11 protein-coding genes are annotated in these 19392 nt (G+C 61.1%); 8 read left to right on the forward strand and 3 right to left on the reverse strand.

From position 1 onward, the window contains the following. The 3 genes from VL547_RS17605 to VL547_RS17615 form a co-directional block, all read right to left on the reverse strand. On the reverse strand, nt 1–287 hold a 287-nt coding region (locus VL547_RS17605), incomplete at its 3' end, for an antibiotic biosynthesis monooxygenase (protein WP_325580294.1). An 83-nt stretch (nt 288–370) separates the two neighbouring features. Then, entirely contained in the window at nt 371–2086 is a 1716-nt protein-coding gene (gene poxB / locus VL547_RS17610) for a ubiquinone-dependent pyruvate dehydrogenase (RefSeq protein WP_325580296.1), read from the reverse strand. Between the two features lies 1 nt (nt 2087). Next, the gene (locus VL547_RS17615; protein ID WP_325580299.1) at nt 2088–3284 is read right to left on the reverse strand and encodes a hypothetical protein; all 1197 of its coding nucleotides are present in this window, start codon (nt 3282–3284) and stop codon (nt 2088–2090) included. A gap of 104 nt (nt 3285–3388) precedes the next feature. Here VL547_RS17615 and VL547_RS17620 point away from each other — a divergent pair, with 104 nt between their 5' ends. From VL547_RS17620 to VL547_RS17655, 8 genes are all read left to right on the forward strand, one after another. Continuing rightward, nucleotides 3389–4525, forward strand: coding sequence for a hypothetical protein (locus VL547_RS17620; protein ID WP_325580301.1), 1137 nt, complete (start codon nt 3389–3391; stop codon nt 4523–4525). A 79-nt stretch (nt 4526–4604) separates the two neighbouring features. Then, nucleotides 4605–7862 (forward strand): VCBS repeat-containing protein, encoded by a 3258-nt coding sequence (locus VL547_RS17625; RefSeq protein ID WP_325580303.1) that lies wholly within the window; start codon nt 4605–4607, stop codon nt 7860–7862. 6 nt (nt 7863–7868) lie between these two features. Then, nucleotides 7869–8411: an RNA polymerase sigma-70 factor gene (locus VL547_RS17630; RefSeq protein WP_325580305.1), complete on the forward strand. Its 543-nt coding sequence runs from the start codon at nt 7869–7871 to the stop codon at nt 8409–8411. 89 nt (nt 8412–8500) lie between these two features. Further along, entirely contained in the window at nt 8501–9613 is a 1113-nt protein-coding gene (locus tag VL547_RS17635; protein WP_325580307.1) for a FecR family protein, read from the forward strand. After that, a complete protein-coding gene (locus VL547_RS17640) occupies nt 9610–12993 on the forward strand; it encodes a TonB-dependent receptor (protein WP_325580309.1) in 3384 nt (1127 codons plus the stop codon). Before VL547_RS17635 ends, VL547_RS17640 begins: the two co-directional genes overlap by 4 nt. Nucleotides 12994–13000: 7 nt before the next feature. Continuing rightward, nucleotides 13001–14578: a RagB/SusD family nutrient uptake outer membrane protein gene (locus VL547_RS17645; RefSeq protein WP_325580311.1), complete on the forward strand. Its 1578-nt coding sequence runs from the start codon at nt 13001–13003 to the stop codon at nt 14576–14578. Nucleotides 14579–14794: 216 nt separating this feature from the next. After that, on the forward strand, nt 14795–16891 hold the full coding sequence (locus VL547_RS17650) for an alpha-N-acetylglucosaminidase (protein ID WP_325580314.1): 2097 nt from the start codon (nt 14795–14797) through the stop codon (nt 16889–16891). Next, nucleotides 16881–19392: beta-galactosidase (locus VL547_RS17655; protein ID WP_325580316.1), on the forward strand; the 2512-nt coding region annotated here is incomplete at its 3' end. The genes VL547_RS17650 and VL547_RS17655, both read left to right, overlap by 11 nt.

A 19392-nucleotide genomic window follows, 5' to 3' on the forward strand; every position in this document is an offset into this window, starting at 1 on the left:
GCCGCCAGCACATCCAGCTGCTCGATGAGCGGCGCCTTTGCCAGCAGCTCCGGGGCTTTGGCCATAAGGGCTTTGGCGATATCGCCGGCAAGATGAGCCTGTCTGCCCGACTGTTCTTCAAAGGTGTCGAAAATGCCAAAAGTAGAAGGCCCGGTCTGAAAGGCAAACCAATGTATGGTTTCGGATTCGGCCCAGGCCAGCGGCAGGGCGCTTTTGATAAAGTCCGCGACTTCCTGTTCTTTGCCGGGTTTTGCTTCGAGGACGACGTGGAGGGCGTATTTGACCATGGTTAGAACGATTGAGGCGTGAAGGTAACCGACGGCGCAAGGGCCGCCAATGACTATACCTCCCGAAATGATGCCAAAACCGGCTACTCCAGAAAATTCGTGCGCAGCGTCTGCCACAGCTCCGTCCCCTCCCCATCAAACAACTGCTTGAGCGCATACAACCCAAACCCCTTGGCTTGTTCGAACTTGATGGTGGGCGGCATCACCAGCTCCGCGCTGTTGACGACGACGTCCAGCAAGGCCGGACCGGGGTGGTCGAGCGCCGCCTGGACGGCGCCGGCGACATCCAACGCCTTTTCCACTCGGATACCTTTGATCCCCATGGCCGTGGCCATCGCCGCAAAGTCGGGGTTGTCGAGGTCGGTGCCGAACGGCTGGATACCCGCTACCTTCATTTCCATCGCGACAAAACCCAGGGTCCCGTTATTGAAGATCACGATCTTCACCGGCAGCTTGTATTGCCGGATGGTCAGCAGGTCGCCCATCAGCATTGCAAAACCCCCGTCCCCTGAAAGTGAGACCACCTGCCGCCCCGGGTAGGTGAGCTGGGCGCCGATCGCCTGGGGCATGGCGCTGGCCATCGAGCCGTGGTTGAAGGACCCGATCAGGCGACGGTCGCGGGTCATCGACACATAGCGCGCGGCCCATACGGTGGGCTCGCCGACGTCGCACGTGAAAATGGCGTCCGGCGCCGCCAGCGAAGAAACGATGTGTGTCAGGTATTCTGGGTGGATGCCGGAGCCGTCGCTTAAACCAGCCCGTGACAGCAACTTTTCGGTAGAGGAAGCAAACCGCCCCAGACAGGCATCCAGGAAAGACCGGTCCGTCCGCGCCGCCACCAGCGGCAACAACGCCGAAATCGTATCCTTCACATTCCCCACCAGCCCCAGGTCCACGCGGCAACGCCGGCCGAGTCGTTCGGGACGGCGGTCGACCTGGATGACGGTGGCCTTTTCCGGGTAAAAGTCCTTATACGGAAAGTCGGTACCGAGCATGAGCAGCAAATCCGCATCCTTGACAGCCCGGTAACCCGACGCAAAACCGATGAGCCCGGTCATCCCCACGTCAAACGGGTTATCGTAGGCGACGTGCTCCTTGCCGCGGAGGGCGTGGACGATGGGGGAGAGGAGCTTGCCCGCGAGCGCGATCAGCTCATCGTGCGCGCCGGCGCAGCCGGCGCCGCACAGCAAGGTGATACGCGTAGACGCGGAAATCAAGGAAGCGAGCTGCCCTAGCTCTATATCCGATGGCCGTATCACCGGGTGAGCCACCAACGGCGGGTGGTTCAACGCCCCGTCGCCGGCAGACTCCATCGCCACGTCGCCCGACAGGATGACCACCCCCACGCCGCTAAGCCCGATGGCGTGTTGCATCGCCATCTGGAGCACGCGCGGCATCTGGCGCGCGGAACCGATGGTTTCGCGGTAGTGGCTGCACTCCTGGAAGAGCTGTGCCGGGTTGGTCTCCTGGAAGTACGACGTGCCGATCTCGCCGGAAGGGATGTGCGCGGCGATGGCCAGCAGGGGCGCCCCGCTGCGGTGCGCGTCGTAGAGCCCATTGATCAGGTGCAGGTTGCCGGGGCCGCAGCTGCCGGCGCAAACCGCCAGCCGGCCGGTGAGCTGGGCTTCGGCCCCCGCCGCAAAAGCGGCGGCTTCTTCATGCCGGTAGTGTACCCACTCCAGGCGGCCGTCTTTATGGATTTCTTCGACGATGGCATTGAGCGAATCGCCCACGACGCCGTGTACGCGCTGCACGCCGGCAGCGACCAGGTGTTGAACAAGAGAGGAGGCAATGGTCATATCAAAAAGCTTGTAATACGGTTTTATCCTGGTTGGCCAAACGCACTTTGCGCACCGCGCCGGTCCCCACGAACACGAATTCCACCCCCACGACGTTGGACCTGGCCGCCGGCAGCGGCGTGCGGTACGCCAGCCGGTCGTTCACCCAGAACGACATCTCGCGGCCATCCGAGCGGCACACCAGGTGCGCCCAACCCACGGAATCGAGCCCGAAGCCTGACAGGTCGGCATTCTTGCCCGACGCGCCGTGGTCCACGCAAAAAACGGATATGTCCGAGACGCATCCCTTCATGGCAAACGGGAACAGGATAGCGCCGTTCCCGTCATCGGTGATCAGGTAGACCTTGGAGAAGCGGCAGATGCCGGGGCCTTCCCCATACTCGTTAAAAACGTCCGCGCTGAACGACAGCCGTCCCACGGGTACCGGATCGAAATTTCCGACGTTGAAGAACCGCGTCTTCGGCGGCTCGCCCTGGCGCGCCGACACCTTTTGCGCGTACACGGGGGCCGGTAACCGCATCAGGCTGTCCAACAGGAACTCGGATGGCTTTAAATACATCGGCACGGGCTCGTTCTCCACCATCCCCAGCCACCCGTCCGTGCCGATCAACAGGTTGTGCTCGCACATGATAAAAGTATCGACCCTGAGCTTGGCGCGGAAAAACCCGGGCCGGTAATAGATGGAGGTATGCTGGTGCGTACCCGGCTCGACGGGTTCGGTTCGCGTGGGGTCCCAGGATTGTTGGATAAACACCGAGTCGCCGGAAGGCGCGCTATAATCGAATACCACCGAGTTCGGCACCCCGCGGGTGACCACCGTGCGGCTGGTGAAGCGGAAGTCGCCGGCAGGGCGCGCATGCCGCCGGAAGGCAAATGCCGCGACGGCCCCCAATGCCAGGACGATAAACAGCGCGGCCACCAGGCGACGCCAGCGCACCGGGCGCCGCAAAGCCGTAGCCGGCGCAGCCCCCGCAAAAGCGCGAAAGCCCTCATACCCCGCAAACCGCGCCAGCGCATCCAGCGTCACCGCGCTCGGCGCGCTCTCATACTGCACGCGTCCCCACACCCGTTTGAGCGTGCTCGCGCTCAGCGAGACCCCGGTCTTGTCGAGGATGAGCTGGTTGAGCTTGTCGAAATCGCGGCTTTGCCACTGACCCGGCTCCCCCCAACCCAGCTGGCGCTCGATCGTTTGCAACAAATGTTTAATCTCTGGCGGCATTGACAATCAGTGTGAACGAACTTGAACGGGCTTGCACATGGAAATCAGGCGCGCCCGGTTTAAAATTAGCGCAAAACTGCACAATGTTCAAACCGCTCCTCATTGCCGCCGTGATAGCAACGACAACGGCCACCGCGCAACAAAAGATCGACCTGCCCCGGCAAACCGGTCTGGCGCCCATGAACGCCGTGTCCGCCCACGGCATCGTTTGGTTAAAGGACGTCCATTTCAGGGAGGGCATCCTGGAAATGGACCTGCGCGGCAAGGACGTTTTCCTGAAAAGTTTCCTTGGGCTCGCCTTCCACGGGACCGACACGCTCCACTACGAAAACATCTGTTTCCGGCCGTTCAACTTCCGCCACCCGGACACCGCGCGTCACCACTGGATGGTCCAGTACACGTCCATGCCCGACGCCCCCTACGACTATCTCCGCAAGAATTATCCCTATCAATACGAAAACATCGTCAACCCCATCCCCGACCCGAACGGCTGGTTCCACGCCACCATTGTCGTGTCACACGGGTATGTCACCGTTTTTGTCAACCATTCCTCCGAACCCTCATTACAAATAAAGGCCTTCAAACCCCTGGAGGGCGATCTGTTGGGTCTTTGGGCGGACGGTCTCGACGGCGATTTCGCCAACCTCACCGTCGCGCCGCTCCCGGGTGAACCCCTGGGCACATCGGTCAAACACGGAAGCTACACCATCGTCAACCGCGCCTTTACCGACGACGGCCAGGTGATGCACATGGACGCCCGCTATGGCGACGGCATCGCCTGGCTCGACGACCACGCGCTGAAAAACGGTTCGGTGGAATTCGACGTCCGGGGCCAGGATATTTTTCAGGGAAGCTTTGTCGGTTTGGCCTTTCACGGTGTCGACGACACTACGTTCGAAGCCGTCTACTTCCGCCCCTTCAACTTCCGTTCCGAGGACTCCGGCAGACGGGCCCACTCGGTACAATATGTTGCCGCGCCGGCCTACGGATGGAGACGGCTCAGGACCGAATTCCCGGGCAAGTATGAAAACCCGGTGGCGCTGTCGCCCGATGACTGGTTCCACGTAAAGATCCGGATACAAGGCGACGACATCCGCGTCAGCGCCGACGGTAAGGATGTCCTCCACGTACAATCCATCGTACACACCGGCGGTACAAAGATCGGACTCTTCGCGGCTGATGGCTCGGGAGGGGACTGGCGTAAACTTTTAATTAATTAGGCGGTTTTGGTAATGCTATTTAATATTGTGAATGATCTTCTTACCGGTAAGGTGCCTGGTTGTCATTGGCTGCTTGTGTATGTTGTGGTCTTGTACTCCCAAGAAGACCACACTGTTCACCGAGCTGCCCGCGGCGGACACCCATATCGATTTCCGGAACGACATACAAGAGGACTCGAATTACAACGTCCTTACCTACGAGTATATATATAACGGTGGAGGCGTAGCCGTAGGCGACGTCAACGGCGACGGCCTGCCTGACATCTACCTGGTCTCCAACATGGGGCCCGACAAGCTCTACCTCAACAAGGGCAACTTCCAATTCGAGGACATCACCGACAAGGCCGGGGTAGGGGGACGACCCCGTTGGAAAACCGGCGCCGTCATGGCCGACGTCAACGGCGACGGGCTGCTGGACATTTATCTCTGTTATTCCGGCCCCGGCCCCGATTCCGCGCGCCGCAACGAGCTTTACATCAATAATGGTGTGAAAAACGGGGTGCCCACGTTTACCGAGTCCGCCCAGGCCTACGGCCTGGCCGCACCCGGCACCTATACGACGACGGTAGCCTTTTTTGACATGGACAACGACGGCGACCTGGACATGTTCATGGTCAACCACGCCGACATGTTCTTCAACCCGTTCTACAATACCGAGCACCTGCGCAACACACGCAACCCCCGTTTTGGCAACCGCCTTTACCGGAACGACGGAGGACACTTCACCGACGTCAGCGAGCAGGCCGGTATCTATGGGAGCGGGCTGAACTTCGGTCTCAGCGTGTCGATCGGCGACGTCAACGGGGACGGCTGGCCGGACATCTATACCACCAACGACTATGACGAACGCGACTTCCTCTACCTGAATAACCACGACGGCACCTTCCGCGAGGTCCTCGACAAGGCCGCGGGTCATATCTCCGAGTTCGCCATGGGCTCCGATATGGCCGACTACAACAACGACGGCCTGCCCGACGTCGCGGTCCTCGACATGCTCCCCGAGGACAACCACCGCCAAAAGCTGCTCCGGGGCGCGGACGGTTACGATAAGTACACCCTGCGCGTGGACCACGGTCTCCACCACCAGCAGATGCGCAACACCCTCCAGCTCAACAACGGCAACGACACCAGCGGAATGCCCGTCTTTAGTGAATTGGGGCAGCTCGCCGGCATGTCCAACACCGACTGGAGCTGGTCGCCCCTTTTTGCCGACTTCGACAACGACGGCTGGAAGGACCTCTTTATCACCAACGGCATCCTGCGCGACATGACGAACCTCGACTTCGTCAAATACACCTCCGGTTATTCAAATTCATATGCGTTCAAAGACAAGGCCGCCGACGATAAAAGCGCCATGTGGAAGCTCGTCCAGGAAATGCCCTCCACGCCCCTGGAATGCTACATGTTCCGCAACGACCGCAACCTTTGTTTCACCAACGTGGGCCAGGACTGGGGCATCACCAGCCCCGGCATCCATAACGGCGCCGCCTACGTGGACCTCGACGGCGACGGCGACCTCGACCTCGTGGTCAACAACCTCAACGGCCCCGCCCTCATCTATAAAAACAACGCCTCCGAAACGCTCCACCGCCACTGGCTCCGCCTCCGCCTGAAGGGCGCCGGGAAAAATACCTATGGCATCGGCGCGAAGGTCATGGTCATGACCGACAGCGCGGCACAGTACTACGAGGAATACCCCAACCGGGGATTCCAGTCGTCCGTCGACCCCGTTATGCATATCGGGCTGGGTAAGGACAGCGTGATAAAGGCGATAAAGGTCAAGTGGACTTCAGGGCTTATCTCGGTCCTGGAAAACGTCCGCGCAGACACGACCCTGGTCCTCGACGAGTCCAGGATGATGAAGATACAGGACGGCTTCGGGTTCTTCATCGTCGACAAAAAGCCGAAATTCGCCGACGTAACCACCGCCTCCGGCATCCTTTTCACCGACACCGCCAACACCGCCGTCGACTTCAAGATATCCCCCCTGCTCCCTTACCAAATCTCCAAGGTCGGCCCCTGCCTCGCGAAAGCCGACGTCAACGGCGACGGCCTCGACGACCTCTTTATCGGCGGCTCCGCCGGGCGCACGAGCGTACTTTACGTGCAGCAAAAAGACGGCCGGTTTGCAAAAACATGGAGTCTCCCAACCGACTACACCGTCGCCGGCGCCGTTTTCTTCGACGCGGATGGCGACGGATACCCCGACCTCTACCTGGTCAGCGGCGGCGCGGATTACCCGTTGGGCGACAAACACTACCAGGACCATCTGCTCCGTAATGACGGTCATGGTAACTTCACCGAAGCGAGAGATGCTCTACCCGTGGAAACCGTAAGCGGCGCCTGCGCCCGCGCGGCTGATATGGACCATGACGGCAAGGTCGATGTATTCGTGGGCGGCTATGTAAAACCGGGCATGTTCCCCGACCCGCCGGAGAGCTTTCTTTTAAAGAACGTCAGTACGCCAGGTCACATACAATTCACCAAAGTGCCGGTTCCCGGCGCCGGTATGGTATCGGACGCCTTATGGACCGACCTGGATAAGGACGGTTGGCAAGACCTGGTGGTCGTAGGTCCATTTGCGCCCATAACCGTTTTTGAGAACCATCACGGCGAGCTGGTAAATGCCACTGCCGCATGGGGGCTGGCAGACACCCACGGCTGGTGGTGCCGGATCGCCGCGGACAGCGCCGGCGATCTCATTGTGGGCAACATGGGCCTCAACACCCAATACAAGGCGTCGAAGACCGAGCCCCTCACGGTCACCTACGCCGATTTCGACGGCGATGGCGTCATCGACCCGATCCTGTGCTATTATAATGGGGGTAAAAGCTACCCCGCGGTGACCCGCGACGAGCTTTTCGACCAGATGCCTTCGCTGCAAAAGAAGTTTGGCCGGTATAAAGACTACGCGGACGCCCAGCTGGCGGATATGTTTTCGCCGGAGCAGCTCAAGGCTGCCAAAACCGATACCATCCAAACCATGCAAAGCGTGGTGCTGCACAACGATGGGAAAAAGCACTTCGACGTGCTGCCGCTACCGGTAGAAGCACAGATCAGCGCCGTTAACGGGGTCGTCACGGATTTGCCGCAAGGCGGCCTCCTGCTGGCCGGGAACTTCTACCCCATGAGGGTGCAACAGGGGCCGTTGGACGGTAGCTACGGCCTGTATGTAAAAGGCGACGCAAGGGGTAACTTCCAACCCGTATCCTTAAGGCCGGATGCGTTGCATTTATCCGGGGATATTCGTAATATTATAACGCTGCGCAGCGACGGTAAAACGTTGATCGTAGCCGCCAAAAATAACGGACCTGTACAAGTCATCGAACCAGAGTAGAGGGTTATGCAACAACTGCTGTACAGAATACAATTCGCCAACGACGAAACTGCTTTTGAGGAGCTCTACCGGGCCCAGGCCTTCCGCCTGTTCCAGTTCGCCTTTGCATTCGTGCGCAGCAAGGAGACCGCGGAGGAGATCGTCAACGACGTCTTCCTCAAGCTTTGGCAGAACCGCGGCCGTATCGACCAGATCAAAAACCTCAGCGTCTATCTTTACGTGGCTGTAAAGAACACCGCCTCCAACTACCTCCGGAAAAAAGTAACCACCGACGAGCTCGCGGTCGACCACTTCTACCTCAGCCCCGACCCGGAGTCCATGCTCGTCACCACCGAGCTCCGCAAAAAGATCGCCCAATCCATCGACACCCTGCCGCCCCGCTGTAAGCTCATCTTCAAGCTCGTCAAGGAAGACGGCCTGTCCGCCACCGAAGTCGCGGAAATCCTCGACATTTCTTACAAGACCGTCACTACCCAACTGACCATCGCCCTCAAAAAGCTCGAAGAGCTGCTCCGGCCTTCCCTCCAGGAGTATAAGATTCGGGTCTGACCCGCGGCGTCCGACACCGCGCTAGCCCACGGGAAAAAATGTTAAATTCTTTTAAGAATTTCCGGCCGCCGCCGTGTCCTTGACAGCACATGAAGGATCATTCAATGGAAAACGCCCGGATTATCGAGCTGATGGCCAAGAAATTGGGACGGACCGCGACGCCTGGGGAACTGGAGGAGCTGGACCGCCTCGCTGGCGCCAGTCCGACGCACGGTTATCTCCGGGAGGTCGTAGACGCGCTAAAGGGGGGACAGGAACACATAGAGAAGGAAGTACCCGCACAGGAGGTGACCGAGACCGGGTGGCGGCACCTGGCCGGACGCTTAAAAGGCTTAAAGGGCGAAACGGGCGCGATGGCCGCGGATGACCCGGGGGAGCCCCTTAAAACCCCGGTACGTCCGATTCGCTGGACGCGCATAGCCGCGGCCGTTGCCCTCCTGGTCGCCGCGGCCGGCATAACAAAAGTCCTCCAAAAGGACCAGTCCCGTATCCCGCAGACCAGCCTTAGGGTGGCCAACGGCGACCGGAAGGCCATCGTCCTGCCGGACGGCACCAGGATCTGGCTCAACGCCGGCAGCCGCCTGGTCTACCCGGACGCCTTTACCGGCGCGGACCGCGAAGTGACCCTCGACGGCGAAGCCTTTTTCGACGTGGCGTCGCAACCCTCCAAACCCTTCCTGGTCCACGCCGGGAAGATGACCGTAAAGGTACTCGGCACGAGCTTCGACGTAAAGGCGTATAAAACCGACCCCGACATCACCACCACGCTCGTGAGCGGGCGCGTCCAGGTGACGCTCGACGACAACCCGGACCGGAGCGTGACGCTGGCCCCGCATGAGAAGCTGGTGGTGCCGAACGTGGAAATGAAGCTGGATCAATCCAAGATACTGGCAAACGCGCTGCGCTACCAGGTACGCACGGCCAGCCCGGACGACAAGAACAACCTCGCCGAAACGGCCTGGCTGGACGATAAGCTGGAATTCAACGACGACACCTTTGACGAAGTAGCCCGGGAGCTGGAGAGGAAATACGACGTGCAGATCGACTTTGCCAACGACGGGTTAAAGGACACCCACGTCAGCGGCACCTTTGACCGGGAGACCCTCCAGCAGGTATTCGACATCCTGAAAATGACCACCCATTTCGACTATCACATAGAAGGCAAAAAAGTCACGGTCTTTACTACCAAAACGAAAGTATGAAACGTCTACTGCTCATGAAATTAGGTCTGGTGCTGGCGGTGGCTGCGTGTATGCAGGTCTCCGCCAAGGGCTATTCCCAGGAAACGTTCAGCCTGCACTTCAGGAACACCCAGGTCGACCAGATCTTCAAGGTGATCCAGAAGGAAAGCAGCTATCTCTTTTTTTACAACGACGATTATCTGAAAACGCTCGGCCGGGTCAACCTGGACGTAACGAACTCGCCCCTCAACAGCATCCTGGACCAGGTCCTGGCGGGCAAGTTCACCTACGCCATCACCGAGCAGCACAAGGTTATCATATCCCCCGTGGGGGGCGCTCCCGGCGTCGACACGTCGGAGGTTACGGTAAAGGGTCACGTCACCGACGACAACGGTAAGCCCCTGACCGGCGTCACCGTCAAGGTCCGGTCCAGCGGCAAGGCCGTCGTCACCGATGACAACGGGAATTTCAGCATCAAGGCGCCCGAAAACGCGCAATTGGTTATCAGCTCTGTCGGTTATAAGGAACAGGCGATTTCCCTGGGCGGCCGCCGCACCATCGAGGTCAAAATGCAAACCAACGCCACCGGTCTGGCCGACGTCGTCGTCGTGGGTTACGGCTCGCAAAAGAAAAGCGACGTCACCGGCAGCATCAGCAGCGTCAAGGGGGGCGACATCGCCAACCTCCCCGTGAGCAACGCGGCCGACGCCATCGACGGACGCGCGACCGGCGTCGACATCGTCCACCAGGACGGCTCCCCGGGTAGCATCCCGTCGATTCGTGTCCTGGGCACCGGGACCATCAACAACGCCGATCCGCTGGTCGTCATCGACGGAGTGCCTTCCGGCGGTCTCAACGACGTCAACCCGAACGACATCGCTTCCATCGAAATATTAAAGGACGCTTCCGCCTCGGCCATCTACGGTAGCCGCGCGGCCAACGGCGTCGTCCTCATCACCACCCGTCACGGCAACTACGGTCAGGCGCTCCGCGGTAACGTCAACCTGTATGCGGGCACCAAGAGCCCCGTAAAGTTCCTGCCCATGCTCGACGCGACCCAGCTGGTGAGTCTTAAAAAGGAAGCCTACACCAACGACGGCGCGTCGGTGCCCGCGGTTTGGAACAACCCTTACTATGACACGACCCGCACCAACTGGCAAAAGGCGCTGATGGGCACCGGTAACGTCCAGAACGCGGACGTGGCGATCCGCGGCGGTAGCGAGCACGCCAACTTCGCGTTTTCCGGGAACTACTACAACGAGAACGGGATGATCCCGAACTCGTATTTCAAGCGCTACAGCCCCCGGATCAACTCGGAATTCAAATTCGGCCGCCTGAAGCTGGGCGAGAACCTCGTATACTCCTTCACCGACGGCGCCGCGCCCAATACGAGCTCCTCCCAGACGGGTCTTGTATGGAGCGCGATCCGCTTTAATCCCGCCATCCCGGTCGTCAACCCCGACGGCACCTGGGGCACCTCCCAGGCGGATAACCAGCTGGGCGACATCAACAACCCCGTCGCCACCGCCCACGAAATCCAGCAATACAATAAGGTCAACCGCGTGCTCGGCAACGCCTACCTGGAGCTGGACATCATCGAGGGGCTGAAGCTGCGCGCCAACTATGGCATCGACCATAATACGGCCGAATACTACCAGTTCTCCAACGCAATGCCCGACCAGACGCGCGGGCCTTCCGTCGCGTCCCTCAACCAGTCTTTCTCCAAAGAGAACACCCTGCTGGAAGAATACTACCTGACGTATAACCATACCTTCCACGAGCAGCACGCGCTGACCCTGCTGGCCGGTTATTCCGCCCAGACCTACAGCGGGAACTACTTCTCCGCCGCACGCACGGGTTTTAGCGATACCAGCGGTAACCAGCGCGTGCTCAACCTGGGTAACAGCTCCTCGGCCGCCAACTCCGGCTACGACTATAACCCCTGGGGTCTCCAGTCCTACTTCGTGCGCGGCAACTACGCCTTTATGAGCAAATACCTGCTCACCGCCACCTTCCGCGCGGATGGCTCGAGCAAGTTTGCACCGGGCAAGCGCTGGGGTTATTTCCCGGCATTCTCCGCGGGCTGGGTCATCTCCGACGAGAAGTTCTTCCAAGGCGCCAAAAAGACGGTCCAGCACCTCAAGCTGACCGGCGGCTGGGGCCAGCTCGGGAACCAGAACGTGGGCGACTTCCAATACCTCAGCCTCATCAACGTTGGCGGGGGCGGGGGCACCGGCGGCGGGGGCTACGGCTACAACCTGGGCACCACCACGGTGAACCAGAACGGCGCCTACATCACCTCCCTGGCCAACCCCAACATCACCTGGGAGCGCGCCGTCACCACGGACATATCGCTGGAGTTCGCCACCCTCCAGAATCACCTGACCGGTACCGTTACCTGGTTCAACAAGAATACCTCGGACATGCTGATACCGTACCAGATCGTCGAAACCTTCGGCGCGCAGCGGAGCCTGCCCGACGACCCGGGGAACATCACTCTGCCGGACTATAACATCGGTACGCTGAACAACCGCGGCGTGGAGATCGAGCTCAACTACGCCAACCACGCCGGCAAGCTCGGTTACTCGGTGGGCGCCAACGGTTCATTTATCAAGAACAAGGTCACCAGGCTCTACGGCAGCAACACCTACCTCCAGTCCACCCCGTATGGCCGGGAGAACGCGGACATATCGCGCACCTATGAGGGGCAGCCCATCGCTTCGTTCTATGGCTTCAAAACCGCCGGGCTATACCAGACCGCTGCCGACGTGGCCAACGATCCCGGTATCGCCAACGACCCGAACAAGGCCAACATCCAGGCCGGCGACGTAAAATTCGTCGACATCAACCACGACGGCGTGATCGACGACAACGACCGCGTCCGGCTGGGCGACCCCAACCCGCGTTTTGTCTTCGGGTTGCACGGCTCCGCCACCTACGCCCATTTCGACCTGGGCTTCAACTTCACCGGGGCCACGGGTTTCAAGCTCTACGACGCCGACCGCCTCTCCGGCATCGACGCCACACAGGTCTACAACTGGTACGCCGACCAGGCCAACCGGTGGCATGGCCAGGGGACCAGCAACAGCGTTCCCCGCCTGAGCGTGAATAACCTCAACGACAACTACCGGTCCTCCGATCTCTGGGTTTTCAAGGGGAACTATGTGACGCTCCGGTCGCTGTCGCTGGGGTATACGATCCCCCAGATCACGCTCGACAAATGGCGGGTACCCGAAGCCCGCTTTTATGTAAGCGCCTACAACCTCTTTACGATCACCAAATACCCCGGCTATACCCCCGAGCTCGGCTATACCGACGGCAACCTGCAAAGGGGCGTGGACGTAGCCCAATACCCCGCCACCCGGACTTTCATGGTGGGAGCCACCGTAAACTTCCAATAATATGAAGATGAAGCGCACATCCGACTATAAGACGTTTATCCTGTTCTTCATCCTGGGTCCCATCGGGGTCAGCCTGATCCAGGGATGTCTCAAGCACCCGCTGGACCAGAGCCCGTCGGGCGAATACACGACCGACACCTACTGGCGCAACCAGGACGACGTGATCGCGGGCGTACTGGGCATCTACAACGTACTCTTTACCGAAGACTGGATCGGGCACGATCTCTACGCCTACGACGACCAGTCGGACGACATTTCGGTCGACGGCGACCACCCCGACTTCAAGGCCATCGAACGCTTTAACGCCGATCCCACCCTGCAGCTGATCTATATCACCTGGCCCTTCGCCTATGAACAGATCGGCCGTGCCAACAACGCCATCCAGTACATCCCGAAGGTGCCCGTCATGGACAGCGCCATCCGCGACCGCTCGATGGGCGAGGCATATTTCCTCCGCGCCTATGCCTACTTTATCCTGAGCAATATTTATGGCGAGGTGCCCATCATCACCGAAGCCAACGTCGTGTCGGGGAACTATAACGTACCCAAGTCCTCGGTGGATTCGGTCCGCGCCCTGGTCGAGAGCGACCTCCTACAAGCAGCCAGCCTGCTGCCGGAGACATACGACGACGCCGACAAGGGCCGCGTCCCGAAAGGCGCTGCCTGGGGCATGCTCTGCAAGCTCTATATGGTCGAGGACAAGTTCCAGCAGGCCATCCAGTACGGCTCCCTCGTCGTGAACGACCCGAACTACGCCCTGGCCCAAAGCTACGCGCTCAACTTCACCCTCGGCAACCAGGAAAGCAACACCGAGATCCTTTTTGCCGTGTGGAACAAGAACCAGGAGATCGCCAACGTCCCCGCCTCGGCGATCAGCACTTATTTCTCCCCCCGCGCCTGGCAGGGGTGGGGCTTCCACCACCCGACCCAGAACTTCGTGGATGAGTTCGAGCCGAACGACGCCCGCAAGACCGCCAGCCTCATCCAGGTCGGCGACTCGCTGCCGAACCAGACCAATACGACGATCATCAGCCCCCTGGACGCGGTCCTGATGTTTACGGGCAAGGCCGGTCTGTCCACGGGCCGGTTCCTGCCGAGCATGACCACCACGGGTTATTGTATCCGTAAATACACCGCGTATATGCCCAGCGGCGACGGCGGTATCGACTACGACCTCAAGCAACCCCTGCTGCGTTCCTCCGATATCTACCTCCTCGTGGCCGAAGCCAAGATCCGCATGAGCGGCGCGGGCAGCGGCGACGCGGAAATCAACGCCGTCCGCCAGCGCGCCGGTCTGGCACCCGTCGCCGGCGCCGGCATGCCGCAGCTGATTCACGAGCGCCGCGTCGAGCTCGGCGGCGAAAACATCCGCTGGCAGGACCTCCTCCGCTGGGACAAGGACAAGCTTGTCGACCTCGACACGATCGTCAGCAAGGCCAAGATGGCCAATCCCAACCTGGGCTATTTAACCGACACCGTAGTACAACCCCGGACCTTTACCCGGCCCAAGGATTATTACATGCCGATACCGCAAGAGATTATTGATGAAAGCAAAGGTGTTATCTTGCAGAACTCGAACTATTAGCATTTGACACTTAATTTCCTTCGAAAACGGGCGTTTATTGGCCCCGCGCTTTTACTAGCGTGGGGCCTTCTTGTGTGCCCGCCGCGGGGTTACGGCGTCTTTTTCGGCCGTGCTGCGGGTGCCCGCAAAACGGCCTCAAAAGACGCCGTAACCCCGCGGCCAACCCTCCGTGCCGCGGCGCGACCGCCCGGCTTCGACCGCCCGGCGCTCGCCGGTTTGCTGCAACGCATCACGGGCGACCGCGCCGCTTCCTTTGAGATCGCCGAAATCCCGGCCGAAGGCGGCCGCGACGTCTTCGAACTCGACGCGCACCGCGGGCACATCGTGTTGCGTGGCAATAATGGGCTTAGCGTTGCGTCGGCCCTCAACTATTACCTGCGGCATTACTGCCACGTGCTCGTGAGCTGGGAGTGTCCGAGACCGACCCTGCCGGCGACGCTGCCGCTGCCGGAGCGCACGCACCGGGTGACGCCGTATGAAAGGCGGTATTATCTCAATTACTGTACGTTCAATTATTCGATGGCGTGGTGGACGTGGGAGCGTTGGCAGCAGGAGATCGACTGGATGGCGCTCAACGGGATCAACATGCCGTTGGCGCTGACGGGGGAAGAGGCGATTTGGGATGAGGTATATAAGGGAATGGGGTTCAAGCAGCCTGAGCTGGACAGCTTTTTTTGCGGACCGGCGTACTTTGCCTGGTTCTGGATGGGGAATATCGATGCGTGGGGCGGCCCCCTGCCAAAGTATTGGATGGAGACCCATAAGGCGCTCCAGCAAAAGATCGTCCAGGCGGAACGGGCGATGGGTATGACACCGGTCCTGCCCGCGTTCACGGGGCACGTGCCGCCGTCCTTTGCGCAGCATTTTCCCGGGGCGAAAGTCAAAAAGACCAACTGGGGCGCGGGTTTTCCCGACGTCAGTATCCTGGACCCCTCGGACCCGCTGTTCGAAACCATCGGCCGGGCATTTATCGAGGCCCAGACAAAGGCTTACGGTACCGACCACCTGTATTCCGCCGACTCGTTCAACGAGAACGTGCCGCCGACCAACGATTCCGCCTACCTGAGCGCGATGAGCAAGGCGGTCTACGCCTCCATGGCGAAGGCAGACACCGCCGCCGTATGGGTGATGCAGGGCTGGATGTTCCATTACAATGCCTCGTTCTGGGGACAGGCCCAGATCCAGGCGCTGCTCAAGGCCGTGCCGGACGACAAGATGATCCTCCTCGACCTCTATACCGAGACCCATCCCGTGTGGAACCGCACCCAGGCCTACTATGGCAAGCCCTGGATCTGGAACATGCTCCACAACTTCGGCGGGAATATCTCGCTGTGGGGCAGGATGCAGGCTGTTGCGGAAGGACCCGACGCCGCGCGACGGAACCCCGCGTCGGGGAAGATGCAGGGGATAGGGCTCACGATGGAAGGGATAGAGCAGAACCCCGCGTTGTACCAGCTGATGCTCGATAATATATGGAACGACCGGGCGATCGATCTGGGCGCCTGGCTGCGCGACTATACCCTCCAGCGGTATGGCCGGACCGACCCCCGGGCGGATTCCGCCTGGTCGATCCTGGCGCGCACGGCTTATGCCGGCGGGCTGGGGGAGGGGGGACCGGAGTCCATCATTGTGGCCCGGCCGACCACCGACGGCTGGGCGGACAGGGTCCGGACCAAGCTCGACTACGACCCCCGCGAATTGGAGCGGGCCTGGAGCCTGATGGTAGCCGCCGCCGATAGCCTGGGCAGCGACGACGCCTACCGTTACGACCTGGTGGACGTCACCCGGCAGGTGCTGGCCAACCGCGCTTCCGGATACCAGTCACGCTGGGCGCTGGCCTATCTCCAATACGATTTTGCCGGGTTCAAGCGGAACTCGGACGCCTTCCTGGAGCTGATGAGCGACATGGATACCCTGCTCGTCACCCGGTCGGAATTTCTGCTCGGCCGGTGGCTCGCGGGCGCGCGGCGCTGGGGCGCGACCCCCGCCGAGGAGGACCTGTATGAACGCAACGCCCGGGACCTCGTCACGCTTTGGGGTGACAAGGAAAGCGAGCTCCACGAATATTCCTGCCGGCAATGGGCCGGGTTGATCCGCGACTTTTACCGGCCCCGCTGGGAACAGTACTTCGCGTACCTGCGGGAAAAAATGGTCACCGGCGCCCGGATGGAAACCGCCGACTTCGACGCCCATATCCGCGATTGGGAATGGAATTGGGTCAATACTCACGGGAACGGCTATACGGAACAGCAACGCGGCGACGCCGTGGAGACCGTGCGATGGCTGTACAAAAAATACAAGGATGCCGATTAAAGGACTCTTGACGACCGGCCGCGCCGCCGCGGTCACCGCGCTCGCCGCACTTTTGACCCTCAACACCGCATTTGCCCAGTCGTCGAACGACCATATTTTCCCCGCAGCGCCTGCGGCGAAAGCGCATATCGACTTCGATGCCAAGGGCTTCGTCATCAACGGACACCGGACTTTCCTGGTCTCGGCGGGGATCGAGTACGCCCGCGTGCCCCACGAGCTGTGGCGCGACCGCTTGCTGCGTCTCCAGCGCGCCGGGTTCAATTGCGTCGAGATGTACACCTTCTGGAACTGGCACGAACAGACCGAAGGCGTCTTTAATTTTACCGGCGACCGCGACCTCGACGCGTTCCTGAAGCTCGTCCACGAGCTGGGGATGTACGCCATCGTTAGGGTAGGACCCTATTATTGCGCCGAATGGGAATTCGGCGGTTACCCGGAATGGTTACGCTTCAAACCCGGTCTCAGCGTCCGCGAACCCAACGAAGCGTTCGAGCGTTATGCCGGCCGCTACTTCGACCACCTGCTCCCCATCGTCGCCGCCAACCAGGTCAGCCGCGGCGGGTCCGTCGTCCTGGTCCAGCTCGAGAACGAGCACAACCTGGGGTGGGGGACGGTCATGCCCAACGGGTACTTCCGTTTCCTGCAGCAAAAGGCCCTTTCCGCGGGGATCGAGGTGCCCTACTTCTTCAGCGGTCTCCACCACGACAGCGACCCCGCCGGCGAGTCGCCCCGGCTGGACGACAACGACCGCCCGAACCCCTGGATGAGCACCGAATTCTGGTGCGTCTGGTACAACGGTTACGGCTCCACGGAAAAGGACGCCCGCACCTACGAGCGCCGCACCTGGAAGATCATCGCCCGCGGCGGCAACGGCTACAACTATTATATGGCCCACGGCGGCAGCAATTTCGCCTACACCAACAACAACGAGGACGCCGCCAGCTACGACTATGGCGCCGCGGTAGGGCAGGGGGGAGACCTCCGCCCGGTCTACTATGCGATGAAACGTGCGGCCTGGTTCGCCCGGAGCTTCCAGGACATCCTGGAGAGCAGCAGCCCCGGCGCGGAAGGGGAGAGGGTGAGCCCCGCCGGCCGGATACTCTTTATGGACAACCCGTCCGACGAGCCCATGACCCGGATCTTTGCCGCCGACACCATCCACCTGGCGCCCGGCGAGATAGTGCCCATCGTCCAGGACTATACCGTGGATGCCGGTGTCCGGATCGGCTTCTGCACCGCCCGCATTTTTGCGTTGACGCACCACACGCTGATCACCTACGGCGACCCCGGCAGCCACGCCTCCCTCCAGCTCACGGTCAAAGGTAACCTGGAGCAGGTACCCCTTATCGTTAGCCCCGACGGCTCGCCCCGCGTCGTCAAGGCCGGCCCGCTCCGGGTCCTCGTCATGAGCCGCGACTGGGTCGACCGCACCTGGATCGTCGACTCCTCGATCTTTTGCGGGCCACGTTACGTGGGCGAGGTCTCCGCCGGCCGCGTCGAGTCGGAAGACGCCGGCGGCCCCGTCCTCGAATACACCGTCGCCGGCGTGCGCCGCTGGACTCCGGCACCCCTCGGTCGCGCCCCCTCACCCGAAGTCGTCCACCCCACCACCTGGGTCCGCGCCGATGGCGCCCAGGCCGCCCAACCCGCCTTTGACGACAGCCGCTGGTTGTCCTCCGAAACGCCGCTGCAGATGAACGCCGACGGCGACACCACCGCGGACGCCTGGTACCGGACGACGCTGTCGGTCGACCGGCCCGGCGACTATACGCTGCTGGTCCAGGCCGCCGACCGGTCCGCCCTTTTCCTCGACGGCGTGCCGGACACCGCTCCCCTCAGGGACGGTCAGGCGCCCCTCACGCTGACCGCCGGTCGTCATACGCTGGCCGTTTTTACCGCCCACGACGGCCGGGACAAACTCGCCGGTTATACGGGCCCCGTCGACGAAGTCGACCGCAAGGGGCTCTTTGGCGAAGCGCTGCTCGTAAATGGACCGCCCCCGATACAGGTGCTCCAGGGATGGCGGATGATGGTTACCCCCGATTCTTCCGTACTGGCCGCGGGTCCGCCAGCGCCCACCGCCGCCGGCTGGCAACCCTATACCATCGGCCAGGATGCCTTTCATAAAAGCCAGGGCTACGGCTGGTTCCAGACCACGCTACCCAAACCCGCGCCGGGCGCTGACCGGATGGTCATCCGTTTTGCCAGCGTAGACGAGAACGCGCGGGTATTTATCGGCCGCCGCCTCGTCGCCGTGCACAACGGCTGGAACGAACCCTTTACCGTGATCATCGTGCCGTCCGACACGGGTTCGCTTGCCAACCGGCCGACCGACACGAGGACGCTCGCCAACCTGCCCCCCGATTCGCTGACGCTCACCGTTTTTGTCGAAAACTATTCGAACGAGGGCGGTATCGACCAGCCCGTGCGCGCCGGTTCCTTTGTCGATCCGAAACCGGTAACGGGCTGGCGTATGCGCGGCGGTCCCGGCCCCATCAACT

The organism is Dinghuibacter sp. (genome assembly GCF_035492835.1).
Lineage (GTDB): Bacteria > Bacteroidota > Bacteroidia > Chitinophagales > Chitinophagaceae > Dinghuibacter.